This is a genomic window from Alteromonas sp. AMM-1, from assembly GCF_047290655.1.
Classification (GTDB): domain Bacteria; phylum Pseudomonadota; class Gammaproteobacteria; order Enterobacterales; family Alteromonadaceae; genus Alteromonas; species Alteromonas mangrovi.
Genome location: NZ_JBLBUE010000075.1, coordinates 1 through 16,458, shown reverse-complemented (window position 1 = coordinate 16,458; position 16,458 = coordinate 1). Strand labels below are relative to the sequence as shown.

General features: G+C 48.3%; 16 protein-coding genes. 10 read left to right on the top strand and 6 right to left on the bottom strand.

What is annotated here, in order from left to right; genetic code table 11:
- From ACLR2L_RS12485 to ispH, 4 genes are all read left to right on the top strand, one after another.
- Nucleotides 1–108, top strand: a 108-nt coding sequence (locus ACLR2L_RS12485; protein ID WP_413368533.1) for a zinc finger domain-containing protein, incomplete at its 5' end; no start/stop codon positions are given.
- Entirely contained in the window at nt 101–625 is a 525-nt protein-coding gene (gene lspA, locus ACLR2L_RS12480) for a signal peptidase II (protein ID WP_413368532.1), read from the top strand. The genes ACLR2L_RS12485 and lspA, both read left to right, overlap by 8 nt.
- A gap of 3 nt (nt 626–628) precedes the next feature.
- Entirely contained in the window at nt 629–1,081 is a 453-nt protein-coding gene (fkpB, locus tag ACLR2L_RS12475; protein ID WP_413368531.1) for an FKBP-type peptidyl-prolyl cis-trans isomerase, read from the top strand.
- 18 nt (nt 1,082–1,099) lie between these two features.
- The gene (gene ispH / locus ACLR2L_RS12470; protein ID WP_413368530.1) at nt 1,100–2,044 is read left to right on the top strand and encodes a 4-hydroxy-3-methylbut-2-enyl diphosphate reductase; all 945 of its coding nucleotides are present in this window, start codon (nt 1,100–1,102) and stop codon (nt 2,042–2,044) included.
- A 48-nt stretch (nt 2,045–2,092) separates the two neighbouring features.
- Here ispH and ACLR2L_RS12465 read toward each other — a convergent pair whose 3' ends face one another.
- The gene (locus ACLR2L_RS12465; RefSeq protein WP_413368529.1) at nt 2,093–2,467 is read right to left on the bottom strand and encodes a type IV pilin protein; all 375 of its coding nucleotides are present in this window, start codon (nt 2,465–2,467) and stop codon (nt 2,093–2,095) included.
- Between the two features lie 409 nt (nt 2,468–2,876).
- Between ACLR2L_RS12465 and ACLR2L_RS12460 the strand changes: the two genes are divergently transcribed.
- From ACLR2L_RS12460 to ACLR2L_RS12450, 3 genes are all read left to right on the top strand, one after another.
- Entirely contained in the window at nt 2,877–3,134 is a 258-nt protein-coding gene (locus ACLR2L_RS12460; RefSeq protein ID WP_413368528.1) for a hypothetical protein, read from the top strand.
- A gap of 96 nt (nt 3,135–3,230) precedes the next feature.
- Entirely contained in the window at nt 3,231–3,641 is a 411-nt protein-coding gene (locus ACLR2L_RS12455; RefSeq protein WP_413368527.1) for a hypothetical protein, read from the top strand.
- Nucleotides 3,642–3,714: 73 nt separating this feature from the next.
- Nucleotides 3,715–4,104 carry a hypothetical protein gene (locus ACLR2L_RS12450; RefSeq protein ID WP_413368526.1) on the top strand — a complete coding sequence of 130 codons (390 nt, stop codon included), beginning with the start codon at nt 3,715–3,717 and terminating at the stop codon, nt 4,102–4,104.
- A 45-nt stretch (nt 4,105–4,149) separates the two neighbouring features.
- On the opposite strand, the gene ACLR2L_RS12445 is transcribed toward ACLR2L_RS12450, so the two are convergent.
- From ACLR2L_RS12445 to ACLR2L_RS12425, 5 genes are read right to left on the bottom strand one after another with little or no spacing between them, the layout of a single operon-like run.
- Nucleotides 4,150–5,070: an alpha-E domain-containing protein gene (locus ACLR2L_RS12445; protein WP_413368525.1), complete on the bottom strand. Its 921-nt coding sequence runs from the start codon at nt 5,068–5,070 to the stop codon at nt 4,150–4,152.
- 1 nt (nt 5,071) lies between these two features.
- Nucleotides 5,072–6,523 carry a circularly permuted type 2 ATP-grasp protein gene (locus ACLR2L_RS12440; RefSeq protein ID WP_140959704.1) on the bottom strand — a complete coding sequence of 484 codons (1,452 nt, stop codon included), beginning with the start codon at nt 6,521–6,523 and terminating at the stop codon, nt 5,072–5,074.
- Nucleotides 6,524–6,547: 24 nt separating this feature from the next.
- Nucleotides 6,548–7,429, bottom strand: coding sequence for a transglutaminase family protein (locus ACLR2L_RS12435; RefSeq protein WP_140959702.1), 882 nt, complete (start codon nt 7,427–7,429; stop codon nt 6,548–6,550).
- A gap of 3 nt (nt 7,430–7,432) precedes the next feature.
- Nucleotides 7,433–9,928 (bottom strand): circularly permuted type 2 ATP-grasp protein, encoded by a 2,496-nt coding sequence (locus ACLR2L_RS12430; RefSeq protein ID WP_413368524.1) that lies wholly within the window; start codon nt 9,926–9,928, stop codon nt 7,433–7,435.
- Nucleotides 9,929–9,940: 12 nt separating this feature from the next.
- Nucleotides 9,941–13,240 (bottom strand): DUF2126 domain-containing protein, encoded by a 3,300-nt coding sequence (locus ACLR2L_RS12425; RefSeq protein ID WP_413368523.1) that lies wholly within the window; start codon nt 13,238–13,240, stop codon nt 9,941–9,943.
- Between the two features lie 451 nt (nt 13,241–13,691).
- Here ACLR2L_RS12425 and ACLR2L_RS12420 point away from each other — a divergent pair, with 451 nt between their 5' ends.
- From ACLR2L_RS12420 to ACLR2L_RS12410, 3 genes are read left to right on the top strand one after another with little or no spacing between them, the layout of a single operon-like run.
- A complete protein-coding gene (locus ACLR2L_RS12420) occupies nt 13,692–14,282 on the top strand; it encodes a hypothetical protein (protein ID WP_413368522.1) in 591 nt (196 codons plus the stop codon).
- Nucleotides 14,272–15,414, top strand: a complete 1,143-nt coding sequence (locus ACLR2L_RS12415) for a hypothetical protein (protein WP_413368521.1) — start codon at nt 14,272–14,274, stop codon at nt 15,412–15,414. The genes ACLR2L_RS12420 and ACLR2L_RS12415 overlap by 11 nt, the downstream gene beginning before the upstream one ends.
- A 9-nt stretch (nt 15,415–15,423) precedes the next feature.
- Complete coding sequence (locus ACLR2L_RS12410; RefSeq protein ID WP_413368520.1) at nt 15,424–16,014, top strand: type IV pilus modification PilV family protein; 591 nt, start codon at nt 15,424–15,426, stop codon at nt 16,012–16,014.
- The last annotated feature ends 444 nt before the right edge of the window (nt 16,015–16,458 follow it).

Here is a 16,458-nt window from a genome sequence, read left to right as displayed (position 1 = left end):
TGCTGGCATCACCGTGAAGACGTGGGTACTCACGCAGGACACGAAGAACTGTGTGGACGCTGTGTAACCAACGTAGATGGCGACGGAGAAGTACGTCACTATGCTTAATGTGGTAAGCCAGACCGGGCTGCGTTTTTTATGGATCAGTGTTGTAACGATTGCGCTGGATTTGTGGAGTAAGTATGAAGTAATGGCCACCATGGATTTGTATGAATCCATTCAGTTGGCGCCGTTTTTCAACTTTACCTATGTACACAATTACGGCGCAGCGTTCAGCTTTTTACATGGCGCTGGTGGCTGGCAACGCTGGTTTTTCACGGCAATTGCCATCGCTGTGAGCGTTGTGATCCTGTGGTGGCTTAAGCAAACACCTAAGCAACAGAAGTTGCTGCCGGTGGCCTTTAGTTTCATTCTGGGTGGCGCCATTGGTAATGTTTACGACCGTATCGCACACGGTTATGTCATCGATTTTCTGGATTTTTACGTAAATGATTGGCACTGGCCGGCGTTTAATTTAGCCGACAGCGCCATCTTCGTTGGTGCCGCGCTACTTATTTGGGACATGTTAACCAATAAGTCCGACAGCACCAGCGATACGACAACCCAATCTGCAAGTGAGAAATAAACCGTGAGCGAACAAGCCTTTCCGGTCATTGGCCAAAACAGTCAGGTTATTATGCATTTCGACCTGAAATTATCCGACGGCTCCGCCGCTGATAGCACGCGGGTAAATAAAAAACCTGCAAAGCTGGTTATGGGCGATGGCAGTTTAACGCCTAATTTTGAAGCCTGTTTACTGGGATTAAAAACCGGCGATAAGAAGTCTTTCGAGTTAGGCCCGGACGATGCGTTTGGACAATCCAATCCCGACAATATTCACCATATGGATCGCAGCCGGTTCAGCAGTGATATGAATATTGAACCGGGCACCATCATTGCTTTTGCACAACCTGACGGCAGTGAAGTGCCAGGGATCGTGCGCAGCGTGGCGGGGGATTCGGTTACCGTGGATTTTAACCATCCTCTGGCTGGACAAACCGTGGTATTTGATGTTGAAATCATCGACGTGATCAACGCATAGGCCAGGGAGCACTGTGGTATGCAAATTCATTTAGCCAATCCGCGTGGTTTTTGTGCCGGTGTTGACCGGGCCATTACCATTGTTGAACGCGCGCTGGAAATCTTTCAGCCGCCAATTTACGTGCGTCACGAGGTGGTACACAACCGCTTTGTAGTAGATGGATTGAAAGAGCGCGGTGCGATTTTCGTTGATGAACTTACCGAAGTGCCCGACGACAATATTGTGATCTTTTCTGCGCACGGCGTATCTCAGGCAGTGCGCCAGGAAGCAGAGCGCCGTGGCTTAAAGGTATTCGACGCTACCTGTCCGCTGGTAACCAAAGTGCATCTGGAAGTTACCCGTGCCAGTAAGCGCGGCACTGAATGCGTGTTAATTGGCCATGCTGGTCATCCCGAGGTTGAAGGCACTATGGGGCAGTACGACAACCCCAAAGGCGGGATATATCTGGTTGAATCGGTAGCCGATGTAGACACGCTGGAAGTGAAGAATCCCAATGCGCTTTACTATTGCAGCCAAACTACCTTGTCGGTTGATGACACCGCCGACGTGATAGATGCACTGCGTGCACGTTTTCCGAAAATTGAAGGCCCGCGCAAAGACGATATTTGCTATGCCACACAGAATCGCCAGGATGCGGTGCGTGAACTGGCACAGGATTGTCAGGTGTTGCTGGTTGTAGGGGCGCAAAACAGCTCAAATTCCAACCGACTGCGCGAACTGGCCGAGAAAATTGGTGCAAAAGCCTATCTCATCGCAGATGAAGCCTGTATTCAAAAAGAGTGGCTGGACGGTGTTGAACACATCGGTGTTACTGCTGGAGCGTCTGCGCCTGAAGTACTGGTGAAGCGCGTCATTCAGCGTTTATTAGACTGGGGTGCGGTTACATCGTCAGAACGCCCGGGCCGCGAAGAAAATATTGAATTCGCGGTACCTAAAGAACTGCGTATTAAGCAGGTTAGCTAGTTAGCTAACCTACTATCCTCATACCCCTGCCGAAACGTATTCATAGCCTCACCAGCACGCTTCTGGCTGCCTGAACATCGATTGGTCAATGGTGAGGCTGGCGCAGCCTTTGTCTTGCTTTTGCGTGCCTGTAGCCTTTGCTGTGAGCAAAAACGTTTGTGACGTCACATTGGCAATCGAAAACTGATAATGATCTGAATTCGGCAGGCCTAGTGCTTGCCCGCTCGCAAAACTCGGGTTTTGCAGTCGGTACGCTTGCTGATCGATATGTAAACTCAACAATTGCATTTTTACGGCGTCGCGACGCACCTTTCGCAGTTGCTCCTGATACACTGGCATTGCCACCGCACTCAAAATGCCCACAATTGCCAATCCAATCATTAATTCCAGTAAGGTAAATCCCATCATTTTGCTGTGATTCATGGTGCTTTTTCACCTATCCCTGATTACCGGATATTCAGGCTACTAAAACACGCAGGGCAGACCAACGCCCTTTGGTACAGGATGGCAAAAACCGTTAATAGGGCCAGTATTACGATTGGAGCGTAATGGAGTTTCATGCTTCTTCCGTCATCCCAGAATTACGAAGCGATGTCAGGTGTTTCTCTGCGTCATCCCTGAATCACGAAGTGATATCAGGGATCTCCCATAAAAGCCTTGTGAGCCGTAAACACCCCATTTTAGCGCAACCTCAATAATTCATTGGCAACCAGCGCTTAATCAGATTAAGGTATTGTTATCAATAAATTATGTAGCGAGTTCAAGGATGAGTAAGAACGCAGATTACTGTGAATTCTTTCTAATAAGTTGTTATGCATTTCGAGAAATATAAATGGAATTAGTGTTGGCAGGTATGTTGGAAGGTTTACTTTCTTGGTCGATTGAGCGGAATCAAGACTTGAGCATTTGGTACGCTAAAGCAAACGAGGCTGAAAACTTCGCTGCAAGTAATCAAATAGAATTACCAGAAATCGTTTCGCATTATTTGTCAGATGCTGATATTAGATTAAAAGATTTTGATTATGGAAAGCATCAAATAGAAGCCGTCAAAGAGTTTATTGGTAACTTAACTAAATCAAGTAATGCATAACAAGCCAAGTAAACGGGACAATTACATGTGGGCTCCCGTCGCTTCGCTCCGTATTTTAGCCCACATGTAATTGCCCCTTCTTGGGGGGGTAGGATTATGGATAGAGTTAATCTCTCTGAACTAAATGAGGTAGAAAAAAGCATCCTAGTGGAACTTACTGACTTCAATTCTTCACTTAGGCAAGTTGCTATTGATATGCACTTCGAAGACAGATGTCAGTCAGTTGGAAAGAAATTCGAAACAGCAGAGAATGCTATTATTCATCTACTTGAAATGGGTTTGATTTCAATTCAAAAAAACGAATACAGAAAGCTATCCCACAATGAAATTGCATTAGCGAAATCAGAAGAATTAAGTTTTGAAGTTGCTATAGAACATATGCAGCATCCAGCTAATTGGATGAGTGAACATGGAATGGAAAGCGATTTAATTTGTTTTGAAATTGTGCCGACTCATAGAGGGGAGGTAGCGTTAGATGCGCTTTTCGAATATCAAGCAAAAACATAACTAATTATTTGGGACCTATGGCAGCTTCGTCCGACGAGATTGTGCCCCCTATTTAGAAAGTAAGCATACAAGTATGGAAGATCGATTAGCGAAATACATTGTGAACGTGGCGGGAGCGTCGTATCTATTCATTGGGGCGTTATTTTTTAGCATTCTATTTGTCGGGGAAGATAATCCCTTTGAGGACTCACTTTTTGTAAAGTCACTCATTTTTCTGATTGTATACGCAATCTCCCTCGTGCTAATTCACGTGAGCAAAGGTAAACCAGTACGTTCCAAAGCAATAATGTGGGGTATTAGCATTGTGCTCCATTTGGGTCTAATGGGTTATATCATTTATCAGTTTGGAGACATTGCAGCTCTGGTATTTATGGTAGCAGAGTGCGTAATATTGGTTTTGCAGCTTATCGGCATTTCCAGTATTGGCTTTCAAATTTATAAAGGTGCCAGGCAAAATACATAACAAGTCAAAGCAGCGAAGCATCAGTTGCCTGATGCTTCGTTACCATTAAACCAGAAAATACTGTTCAGCAAATTGGTTGTGGATGTCTGCTAAATCAATTTGCAGTTCATCAATGTATTTGTGCAAGGCAGCACCTTGTAAATCGGAGGATTGCACTTTGTTCAGCTCTGTAATGCTGTGGTCGATACGCTCCAGCATAGTTGGGCTGTTTGGAATAGTGATCAGCAAACTGCGCATTTGATTCAGGCAGAATAACACCGAGCGCGGGAAGTACGGGTTATGCAGCATAAATTCCAGTACGTCCTGCGGAGTCACTTTCACGCCCATTTGCTGGCGATACATTTGGTAGGCACTTAACGAACGCAGTACGCTCATCCATTGCAAGTTCTCGTAAGGACTGTCATTGGTTAATGAGCCCAGTACGGCGGAACGCACATCAATAATCCGCGATGTCATGTCTGCGCGTTCAAGCAAGGAGCCTGAGCGAATAAATACGTAGCCCGCATCATGGTTAAGGGTGGATTCCAGCGCACCAAAGAATAACTGAATCCCTTCAATTACCTGCGTTAAGCTGGCAAAGCGGTCGCGTTTACTCAGAAAATCATTGGGTTTTTCTTTGGCCGTTTGGTACAGATTGTTGATGGTTTCCCATACTGGTCTGGGTACCACTTCGCGCACGGTACGGGTGTTGTCGCGGGCCAGTTTTAACGCATTAACTATAGAAGACGGGTTACGGCTATCCACGGTCAGGTATTTCAGTACGTTTTTCTCGGAATAATCAGAGTAGTACTGCGTGAACGATTCACGATGTCCAATAATATCGATTAAGGGGGCCCAACCAGGCGACACGCCGCGTGGCAAATCCATCATCAGTAAATTGTTAACGTTGATCAGACGCGCCAGGTTTTCAGCCCGCTCTACGTAGCGGGCAGTCCAATAAAGTGTTTCAGCTACACGTGACAGCATCTCAGGCTTCCTCCTCTACGATCCAGGTATCTTTACTTCCACCACCTTGTGAGGAATTTACCACCAATGAGCCTTTCACCATGGCAACCCGGGTTAATCCGCCTGTTGTAACATAGGTAGACGTGCCTGAAGATAAAATAAAGGGGCGTAAATCAACGTGACGTCCTTCAATTTTGTCGTCAATCAGGGTTGGTACAGTCGACAGGCTTAATGTGGGTTGCGCAATCCAGTTACGGGGATCGGCTTTCACCTGTGCAATGGTTTCCTGTTGTTGTTTTTTGGTGGACTTAGGGCCGATCAGCAACCCATAGCCACCCGATTCGTTGGCCGGTTTAACCACCAGTTTATCGATGTTTTTGATGACATAATCCAGTTGCGAAGGCTCATAGCAGCGATAAGTTTCCACATTGGGTAACTTCATCTCTTCGCCCAGATAGTATTTGATCATCTCAGGTACATAGGTGTACACCACTTTGTCATCGGCTACACCGGCACCAGGAGCGTTAACCAGCGCCACATTACCGGCGCGCCAGGCGCGCATAATACCGGGAACACCCAATTGTGAGTCTTTATGGAATACTTCGGGATCCATAAACATGTCGTCGATACGACGATAAATCACATCTACCCGTGTTAAACCGTTAATGGTTTTCATGTACACACAATCGTCATCATTCACCACCAGATCACGACCTTCTACCAGTTCGCAGCCCATTTCCTGAGCCAGATAGCAGTGTTCAAAATACGCTGAGTTGAATATGCCTGGGGTCAGTACCACCACTTCGGGTTTGTCCTGAGGTCTGGGCGACATTGCGGCCAGCATATCGAATAACTGTGATGGGTAATCATTCACCGGCAGAATATCAATATTCTCAAATACTTCCGGGAAAACGCGTTTAATTACTGAGCGGTTTTCCAGCATGTAACTCACACCAGAGGGTACGCGCAGGTTATCTTCCAGCACGTATATAGTGCCATCATCATTGCGCACTAAATCTGAACCGCAAATATGCGCCCAGATATTATTTTTAGGTGTTATGCCAACGCATTGCTTGCGAAAGTTAACCGACTTTTCCAGTAATTCACGCGGGAAAATACCATCCTTGATGATTTTCTGATCGTGGTATAAGTCGTGAATGAAATGGTTTAACGCCTCAGTACGTTGAATCAGGCCATCCTCTACCTGTAGCCATTCTTTTTTCGGAATGATGCGCGGAATGATGTCGAATGGCCAGGCGCGGTCGATCGAGCTGCCCTCGCCATACACGGTAAAGGTGATTCCCATTTGTTTAATGGCTAATTCAGCAGCCGAACGGGCTGATGATATTTCGTCAAAACTCAGTCCGTTGAGATAATCCAGGAGCTGCTTACCGTGTGGTCTCGGCGTACCATTTTCATCCACGAGTTCATCATAGAATCCCTTAGTGTCATATTGCATCCTATTCAAGACCATTGGTTACTCCTGTTGGTATTTTTATTAATTTTCGATTCGATTCATGTCTACCGCTACAGACAGACTATGTGATCCACCACCAAACATAATGCCTTTCAGAGGGGTAATGTCGGCGAAATCCCTGCCTGTGGCTAAGGTGACATGTTGATCGGTCGGGATCAGGTTGTTAGTTGGATCGTAATCGAGCCAACCCAAGCCCGGAATATACACCGCAAACCAGGCGTGTGTTGCATCTGCACCAGTTAGCTTTTCCTGACCTTCGGGCGGAATGGTTTCTATATAGCCACTTACATATCTGGCGGCTAAGCCGATACTGCGCAGGCAGGTAAGGGCAAAATGTGCATAGTCCTGACACACGCCGCGCCGATGCTGAAATATATCGGTAACCGCCGTATTGACGGTTGAGAATTCCGGGTCAAAGGTGAAGTCATCAAAAATTCGCTGCATCAGGTCGTTGCAGGCCTCCATGATCGACCGTCCTTCGCTGAATGATTGCAAACAGTATTGGCGAATCTCAGCGGTTGGGGTGGTCTGACGCGTGGGCAAGCTGAATTCAGCAGCATGAATTTGCTGACTGTCCTGTGGTGAGCGCAATGCATCGCGAACGCTTTCCCAGGCCACATGCGCGGCAAATAACTGCTGTTGCGGCCGGACAAGAATTTCAACTTCACTGTATGCGGTAACAATCATTTCTTCGTGCAGGCTGGGTACTTCAAACACCGTGACCTGGTTGTTGAAATAGTCAGTAAAGTCAGATGTGTAATCTGCGTCCGGACTGATTTCCAGGCGATGCGTTAGGCAACGCTGATAGTCATTGGTTTGTGGAATCAGGCGGGCGTGATTCTGACTCAGACTAACTTTGTCTGCGTAGCGGTAAGTGGTGACATGTTTAATACTGTAACGCATAAACTATTTACCTCGCTCCGCGCTCCAATTGCGTTTTTGCGCTGACTTGGTGTGCGAGAAGTATTGGGTCTGTACGATTTCTTTGAATGCATTAAACTGTGCTTTCAAATCCTGACATAACTCGATGAGCGCCACCCGTTTACCGTCGGTAGCCTCAGACAATTCATTTTGATGCAACTTGTGACACGTGATTTTGATATTGAGCAATGCTTTTTCGATTGGCTCAACAAAACCCGCGCGGGTTTTAATTGGCAAGCGACCGCACAAGCTATGTAATTGTTCAATTTGATACGCCAGCGAGCGTGGATATTCGGTGTCCAGTAATATCAGTTCCAACCCTGTATTAACACTCTGATACATGCGGTAACGACGACGGTGAGTGATTGAACTCACCTGCACAATTAGCAGGGCTTCCAGCACGCTTTGTTGCTCCGCCTCTGGCAATTCTTTTTGCAATAGGGTTTCCAGCATGGCGATCAATTGAATGGCGCGCTCAACACGACGACCAATTTCCAGCATAAAGGACCCGTTGCTGTTGGACATGGTGTCTACAATCGAGCCGTTAAACGCCATTAGCAATCCCATGATGCGGTCTAAACTGGATTGCAATAAGTGGGTGGCAGATGAAGGATGGGTCTTTTCCAGCTTGCGTAATTCAGTATCCAGATTCTCTACGATACGCAATGAATCGTAAGACAGTAGCTCGCGTACCTGAGTTGAACTGCCAATGATGCTGCTCAGAGTAGTGCATAAACTGCCCGCCATGGTCTGGTCATACAGCACCCGGTGGGATAACTGCTTATAACTGTTCTCAGACGGCTCAATGTGTAACGTATCAATGCTGGTGTAAGGGTAAATAATGGCGTGTTTTTCCAACCCGTCTCGCATCATCAGCAACGAGTCTAAATGACGTACATCCGGATACATCGACAACTCAGTAAAGCGGTCGATGAACAGACGCACCAAACGGCAAACGCTCTCTGCTCTTTCCAACGCACTCCCAAGCCAAAACAGACTTTCAGCCGTGCGACTGGGAATGAGACCTTCTACCAATGCCATGTCGCCCGCTACGCGCATGGTTTTCGGGAGTCTTGGCAGATCGCTGGGGAGGCCGGTAGGACTCTGGATCCAGGTATCCTTTATAGTTACTTTGCCCATACTGTGATCGCTGGACAAGGTAGTACACAAGGCAGAGGGCAAAATGTGCACGCCTTGTTCTGTCACTAACGCATAACAGCGCAACATGACCTTTTTCGCCACTAGCTGTTTGCGTTGCCAGAATGGCGCCAGACTAAGCGGTACTTTGCGCCAAAAGTAATAGTCGGAACTGCCACTTTGCAGCAGTGAAGCAATATCGGCCCGATCGATTTCTCCATCCAATTTAACCGACGGGTCTACATAGCTGCGCAATTCGCAGCCTGCCCACTGGCTTGGATCAAGTTGTGCAGGTGAGAGCGTTTCCGGCTCCTGCAGAATCAATTCTTCACCAAAATACTGGCGCGCGATATTCGCATAGTTATTTTTTACTGCCGGGATTTGCAGAATACTGTTGCCAAATGGATTGATCAGTTGCACTGAACCCACTCGCACAGCCTGCAGCAGACCGGGAATACCGTGTTCAGAAAAATCAGACTGCTCCAGTGAATCCAGATAGCGGTCTTCAATCCAGCGAATAATGACATCTACCTTGTGCAGGCCATCCAGGGATTTTAGCCATACGGTGCCGTTACGCACGGTTAAGTCTGCGCTGCGCACCAGGGTGTAACCCAGATAAGTAGCCAGATAGGCTAATTCCGAATAGTAAGGATCTTCAGGACCTTTGCTTAGCAGTACAACGCGTGGATCGCGTAAATGCTTGGTGTATTCATTAACGGTTTGCTGAAATTCCTGAAAAAAGCCCGCAATGCGTTGAACGCCGCACTCGGCAAATTCTTCGCTCATTACCCGCCGGGCAACGATACGGTTTTCTAACAAAAGGCCCAGTCCTCGGGGGAATTGGCAATGGTCATTTAACAGGAATAAATTGCCTTGTTCGTCACGTCCAATATCCATACCGAGCAAGCACAAACCGCGGTTCTTTACGCTCAGATTAAAGGATTCGCGCAGGTATTGCGGATGGCGCATTAAATACGAGGGCGATATAAATCCACCGCTAATCAGTTCTTTTGGGCCTTGCAAATCATTGAGTACAAATTGCAGCAGCCGAACGCGCTGCATAATGCCGTCATTTAATTTCTGCCATTCTATTTGGGTTAGCAAAAAGGGTAAGGGATCCAACTGAAAACGTCGGCTTTCGCCGGCTTCAATAAAGCCGCCGTTGCGCAGCAAGCGCCTGATTTCCTGCGCTCGCTGACTAATGTCTTCGCCGTTCAGTTTACTCAGATGCTCAAACAAGGCTGTCATGGATGAGGGCACTGTGCCGCTGGATTGGCCATCCACTAAAAAACTGGATAGCCATGCGGGTAAACTCGGTGTGTTGGGTTTGTTTATTTCGGTCATAGGTTCACAACATTAGGTGGCCTTGCGTCGCAAATCTAACGTATTGGGGTAATCCGCATTGATTGGCTCTTCCGCAGGAAGAACGAAATCGGATAGTCCATCGTGTTCCGTGATGCGATGCGAGGTGCTGGCAGCTGACCAAACCGGCATAGCTGCATCTACTTTTGCAGGAGTATGACCGTGATCCCAGAATCGTGCAATACGACGCCCTTCGGCTTCGAATGAATTGACCGGGAAGGTGGAGAAGTTTCGACCACCAGGGTGACTAATGTGATAGGTAAAGCCACCAATTGACCGTCCAGCCCAGGTGTCGTACACATCAAATACTAATGGCGCATGCACACCTATAGTGGGGTGTAAGGCTGATGGTGGCTGCCATGCACGGAACCGAATGCCTGCCACTGCTTCGCCTCTAACACCCGTGTGACGCAATGGCACGCGACGCCCGTTACAGGTTATGACATAGCGGGTTTCGGGCATGTTTGTAACGCGCAGTTGCACCCGTTCCAGCGATGAATCAACAAATCGGGACGTTCCGCCACCAGTGGCTTCTTCACCCAATACATGCCAGGGCTCTATGGCATTGCGCAGTTCCAGATGAATATCGCCGATATCGCGACGTCCGCAGGTAGGGAAGCGGAATTCAAAGAATGGAGCAAACCAATCTAACTTAACCGGATACCCACGTCGTTGCAGATCGGCACAAATCTGACGAATATCTTCTTTTACATGGTGTGGTAACAGGAACTTGTCATGCAGCTCTGTGCCCCAGCGCACCAATGGACGATGATAAGGCTCCCGCCAGAACCAGGCCAGCAGCGTGCGCAACAGCAACATTTGCATCAGGCTCATTCGGGCATGCGGCGGCATTTCAAAGCCACGGAATTCTACCAGACCTAAGCGACCTGTTGCGGAATCCGGATTGTACAATTTATCAATACAGAATTCGGCGCGATGGGTGTTACCGGTCAGGTCAGTCAGCAGGTGGCGCAGTAAACGGTCAACCAACCAGGGCTGTGGTACTTCACCATAGGGCATTTGCGAAAAGGCGATTTCCAGTTCGTAAAGCACTTCATCGCGCGCTTCGTCTACCCGTGGCGCCTGGCTGGTGGGTCCGATAAACAAACTGGAGAACAGATACGACAAGCCAGGGTGATGCTGCCAGTAGGTAATAAAGCTGCGCAGAATGTCCGGACGACGCAGGAATGGGCTTTGCGGTGGCGTGGGGCCACCCATGGTAACGTGGTTGCCTCCGCCGGTACCCGTATGGCGGCCGTCTAACATGAATTTTTCAGTGCCCAGACGCGACTCGCGAGCCAGTCCGTACAGGCGGGTAGTGTTTTCAACCAACGCAGGCCAACTGGTAGCCGGATGCACGTTTACCTCGATCACACCCGGATCAGGCGTCACCGCAAATTTTTCAACGCGACTATCGTAGGGTGGCGTATAGCCTTCAAGTACCACAGGGATCTGGCATTTTTCTGCAGTGGCTTCGATGGCACTGAGTAACTGCATATAGTGTTCAAAATGCGAAAGTGGCGGCATGAAAATGTGTAACTGATGATCACGGACCTCTATACACATAGCGGTTTTAATCATGTTGCTGCCCACATAACCCTTTTGTGCAGGGGTATCGGTAGCGAAGGTTGCGGGAATATCGCAGGGGTCTCTATCGGGTAATGCACCTGGCGCGCCTAAACTGGCTAAAGGCAGACGATAACCCATCGGGGAGTCGCCTGGCAGCAGGAAACACGCAGCGCGTCTGAATTGCCATACACAGGACTGCCATCCATTGAAGGCGAAATCCCACTGAATCGGCAATATAAAGCCAACTGGCTTATCCAGTCCTTTTTCTAATTTCTTTAAGAAACCTTTACGGGTCATGGCGTGAAGCAATTCAGGCACTTTGGCATCCGGATCAACCGGTAAATTGCCTTCCTGCCACAAGTGATAAAGCACATCTTCATACGCGGTACTCAGCGCATCCGGCGAAAGGCCGAGTTGAGTGGTTAGAGTTTTGGCAAACAGTTCGCCTTGTTCCAACGTGGTGGAGCCCACTTTAGTTAAATCTGCCAGCAGTGTCTGATTGTGCCACATGGGAGTTGAGTCTTTGCGCCAGTAGCAGGCATATTGCCAGCGCGGCAGTGGCTCACCGGGATACCATTTCCCCTGCCCATAATGGCGGAATCCGCCTACCGTGTAAGCATTCTGCATCTTTATAAATAACTGGTGTGCTAACTGACGTTTGTCTTCGCCATCTGCCTCGGTATTCCACTGAGGGCTTTCCATATCGTCTATCGAAATAAACGTCGGCTCGCCGCCCATGGTTAAATCGATACCCAATTCATCCAACTCTTGATCGACTTGTAAGCCAAGCTGGTTGATTTGAGCCCATTCAGCGTCGGAATAAGGCTTGGTTACACGAGGTGTTTCATGAATGCGTTTTACTTTGTTATAAAAATCAAACGTGCTTTCGCACTTGTCTACGGCACCGGTTACCGGTGCGGCAGATGAAGGTTCTGGGGTACAAGCCAAAGGAATATGGCCCTCACCAGCAAACAAACCTGATGTGGGGTCAAGCCCAATCCAGCCTGCACCCGGAATATAAACCTCACACCAGGCGTGCAGATCAGTGAAATCCTCTTCCGGGCCGCTAGGGCCATCGAGTGACTTTTCATCTGACTTGAGTTGGATTAAATAACCGGAGACAAAACGGGCCGCCAACCCTAAATGGCGGAAAAGCTGCACCAGTAACCAGGCTGAATCGCGGCACGAGCCCGATTTTAAGCTGAGGGTTTCGTCGACCGACTGAACACCTGGCTCTAAACGAATACCATACGCCACCATGTCAAAAATGGCCCGGTTCACGTCTACCAGAAAATTCACCGTGGCAATCGGCTCTTTGGGACGCACTTTATCAATTAACTGTTGGAATTGCTCAGACGCCGGTTCCGCTTCGAGATAGGGTAATAAGTCTGCTTTGAGTCTTTTTTCGTAGTCGAACGGGATTTTTTCGGCGTAGCTTTCGAGGAAAAAGTCGAACGGGTTAATCACCGTCATTTGCGCGACTAAATCAACAGTGAACCAGAATTTCGTTGTTTTCTCGGGGAAAACCACACGGGCCAGATAGTTGCCAAACGGATCCTGCTGCCAATTAATGAAATGGTTTTCCGGATAAATTTTTAGCGAGTAACTTTGGATGGGGGTTCGGCTGTGCGGTGCGGGGCGCAACCTGAACACATGTGGACTCATATTAATGGCTTTGTCGTAGTGATATTCCGTGTGGTGCGTAATGCCAACCGTTATGGTCATAGTAGTTCGTCCTGCTTATCCCGACTGAGAAGATGAATTGTCATATTAATTCCATCGTAACGATGAATGCCGACGACCTCTAGTTATTTATGTGTTGGTCATCACATTCGCGACTTGCACTAAAATGGTGAAATTTAGTGTTTCCAACGTGCAAGTTGGTGCAACTTATCACAGCAACAAACAAGTAAGTCGCGACCCGCCTAATTCGTCACTGAATCAAAGCAATTAACAGGCCATTAAAAGCAATTGTCGAAGCAGAAATAACAGGCGGAATTAAAGGGATAAGCCAAGCTTACTTATATTAAATAACGCTCTTTGAAACAGGGTGAATTAAAAACTGATAAGGAGGCCAGTGTTTCCTGGTGTTGCCTTGATGCACACTGTTTTCTACGGATAACAGATTCAGGAAGCAACACAGATGAATAGGCGTTGGCTAAGCGGGATGGCACTAATGGAACTCCTGATCGTTATGGGCTTAGGGAGCGGCGTTTTACTGGCATTAACCAGTATGGTGGCTGGCTCTATGGCGCTAAACAGCCGGTTACTCAACAGTGCCCGCTTGAACGAGGAGTTGGGTAATGTATTTGCGTTAATTCAGGCTGACATTCGTCGTGCCGGATACAACGGGGATAGCCTGTATTTAATGCAAAACGGGCCGGCTAACGGGGTGTTTAGTCAGCATCTGGTATTCGATGCCTACGGGGCAGAGCAAGCTAATTCGTGTGTTACCTTTCGCTACGATGCAAATGGTAACGGCTTACTCGATACGCTGTTGCCAAATGAACAGTTTGGCTACCGGATGCAAAATAACACTGTGGAAATTCGTAAAGCCGGTGCCAGTTGCAAAGCAAAAGGTTGGGAGGATGTTACCGACAGCGATGTGGTGAAGGTAACCGCGCTTGAATTTCGGCCAGTCACCCAGCTTCTCAATGGCGTGCCTGTTACGCATGTCGCCATTACCTTATCGGGTTACTTAAAAGCCAATCCAGCACTGTCGCAAACCTATCACACTACAGTATTGGTGAAGAACCATGTGGGCTAACAAGCAAACAGGTTTTTCCTGTCGTGGTATGGCCTTATTTAGCAGTGCGCTGCTGCTACTTATCCTGGCGACGCTGGTAACCGGTTATGTTGCCAAAGTTAAATCGCTGGAAAATCAGATTGTAAATAACGAGCAGAGTAGAAAACAGGCGATGAACGCTGCCAGTACCGGCTTATATCAGGCGCTTGCTACTTTACAGGTTAGGCCAGACTGGGTGTCGGATGGTTCAGATCAGACGCTGACATCTGGCAGCCAATTTGCAATGCTAACAACCGATTTTCCAATCACACCGGGTTCGTCTTCTTATCGCGGCGTTGCGGTGATGTCGGTTGGCACGAGTGCCGACGGACTTACTCAGGCAAACGTATCGGCAGATGCAATTGTTTATCCTATATTGGCTCGTGTTCCACCGGTACCCGTTATGATTGGCGGAGGGGCATCTGCATTATCTCAGGCCAGTGCAACCGGGAGTTCACTGACTATCGGGTCCAATATCAATGGTGCAGGGCAGGGAATGCCGTTATCGGTTTGGACATCGGCAACATTGTCGTCTTCACAGAGCAGCATAACGAGCTGTCTGCCCGCCAATTTTTCAGCCGCCGGTTGCAACGGCAATCTATTAAGCAGCGGGGGCAACAAGGGCACAGATATACTCGACGCCGACAATCTCTTTCCTGCCGACCTGTGGCAGTATGCATTTAATCTGACTACATCTCAGGCGCTTTCACTGAAGCAAGAGGCAAGTATTATCGCTGCTGATTGTTCAGGACTATCCAGTCAGTCAACCGGAATGATCTGGATAACCGGTGATTGTGTGATTGCGCCCGGTATAACGTTGGGAAGTATAAATGAACCCGTATTGCTTGTTGTGGTTAACGGTAATCTGTCGCTACAAGCCAGTGCATGCATTCATGGCATGGTGTTTTGGGCGTCCTTGCCTGCGGGCTCTGGCGCCTACCAGTTAATTATGGGGAGTGGCACCACCATTGAGGGGGCGTTGTTATCTAATCAGCAGATTGACACTGCCAGCACCGATTTAAGGGTTGTATACGAACCCGCCGCTTTACGCAACTTACAGCTGCCACCTTTTACCCGCGTTGCTATGGTGCCGGGTAGCTGGCGGGATTTTTAAGGACACACAATGCGGGGCTTTTCTTTTATTGAATTGTTAATTGCTACTGCCTTGGTTGCACTCTGTGGTACGGGCATGATAACGCTGCAAGCGCACTTGGGGAAAATGGATGAAGAGCGGGTGATGCGTACGCATGCCTGGTACCTGGCACAGGCGAAGCTGGATGATTTGTCGCAGTTTCAGTGGCTGAGTTCAGCAGGAAATCCCGCTGATGATTTTATTAGCATTGCAACCAATACAGGCGGCACACTGCCGTCAGGCCCGTTTAGTCACCCACTATCAAGTACGGTATCTATTGGGTTTCAGCGCAACTGGCAAGCCCAGGATCGCTATTTTGTGGATACCACTGGCGACGGCATAACTGATACCTGGGTGAAAGCAAGTCAGCTTTCACCCGGCCATAGTGCACATCAGTTGCCTGTGCAAGCTAAGCAGGTAATAGTTACGATTAGCTGGACAAACCGCGATGGTTTGTTGAGGCAGGTTGAAGCTGAAGGACTGGTAGCGCCATTACTCGCTGCCAGAGCGGCGGCTGCACTTACGCCTTATAATACACCGATTCCAGTCCCGTTATCTGGCAATGCTTTACCGGGTAATTGAACATTCGCAGATTACTCGGCTTTTGAATACAACGCGAAAAAAGGGAAGAGCAATGCAATTATTGGATCATGTATCTATTTCAGTGCGAAGGTTGGCAAGCTGCGTTGATTTTTATGACGCTGTAATGCAGGCATTGGGCTGTGAAAAGTGTATCAGACTGCAACATCTTTGGGGTATGGTGAACCGCGTAACGCGAACGGTGTAAGGCGGGCGAGGAAGGGCATACCTGCCTTGCTGTATACGAATCAGCCAATGCCAACACGGATGATGCCAGACACTGGTGCTTTAAGGCGTTATCACAAGCGGCGTTTTTCAAGGTAGTTGTCGCCTGAGCTGTTAAGCTGCTTCTTTTTTACTTTCGGGATTTAGCTCTACGCTTCCGATCTTATCCCAATTTCTGGTCTCACCAGACCAACGATTCGGATTCTTCACTTTCGCCTTGGC

Coding starts and splice junctions, on each gene's coding strand:
- ACLR2L_RS12445 (WP_413368525.1), bottom strand. CDS start 5,070: ATGCTGTCACGTGTAGCTGAAACACTTTATTGGACTGCCCGCTACGTA.
- ACLR2L_RS12410 (WP_413368520.1), top strand. CDS start 15,424: ATGCGGGGCTTTTCTTTTATTGAATTGTTAATTGCTACTGCCTTGGTT.
- lspA (WP_413368532.1), top strand. CDS start 101: ATGCTTAATGTGGTAAGCCAGACCGGGCTGCGTTTTTTATGGATCAGT.
- ACLR2L_RS12450 (WP_413368526.1), top strand. CDS start 3,715: ATGGAAGATCGATTAGCGAAATACATTGTGAACGTGGCGGGAGCGTCG.
- ACLR2L_RS12425 (WP_413368523.1), bottom strand. CDS start 13,240: ATGACCATAACGGTTGGCATTACGCACCACACGGAATATCACTACGAC.
- ACLR2L_RS12420 (WP_413368522.1), top strand. CDS start 13,692: ATGGAACTCCTGATCGTTATGGGCTTAGGGAGCGGCGTTTTACTGGCA.
- ACLR2L_RS12465 (WP_413368529.1), bottom strand. CDS start 2,467: ATGAATCACAGCAAAATGATGGGATTTACCTTACTGGAATTAATGATT.
- ACLR2L_RS12415 (WP_413368521.1), top strand. CDS start 14,272: ATGTGGGCTAACAAGCAAACAGGTTTTTCCTGTCGTGGTATGGCCTTA.
- ACLR2L_RS12440 (WP_140959704.1), bottom strand. CDS start 6,523: ATGGTCTTGAATAGGATGCAATATGACACTAAGGGATTCTATGATGAA.
- ispH (WP_413368530.1), top strand. CDS start 1,100: ATGCAAATTCATTTAGCCAATCCGCGTGGTTTTTGTGCCGGTGTTGAC.
- ACLR2L_RS12435 (WP_140959702.1), bottom strand. CDS start 7,429: ATGCGTTACAGTATTAAACATGTCACCACTTACCGCTACGCAGACAAA.
- ACLR2L_RS12430 (WP_413368524.1), bottom strand. CDS start 9,928: ATGACCGAAATAAACAAACCCAACACACCGAGTTTACCCGCATGGCTA.
- ACLR2L_RS12460 (WP_413368528.1), top strand. CDS start 2,877: ATGGAATTAGTGTTGGCAGGTATGTTGGAAGGTTTACTTTCTTGGTCG.
- ACLR2L_RS12455 (WP_413368527.1), top strand. CDS start 3,231: ATGGATAGAGTTAATCTCTCTGAACTAAATGAGGTAGAAAAAAGCATC.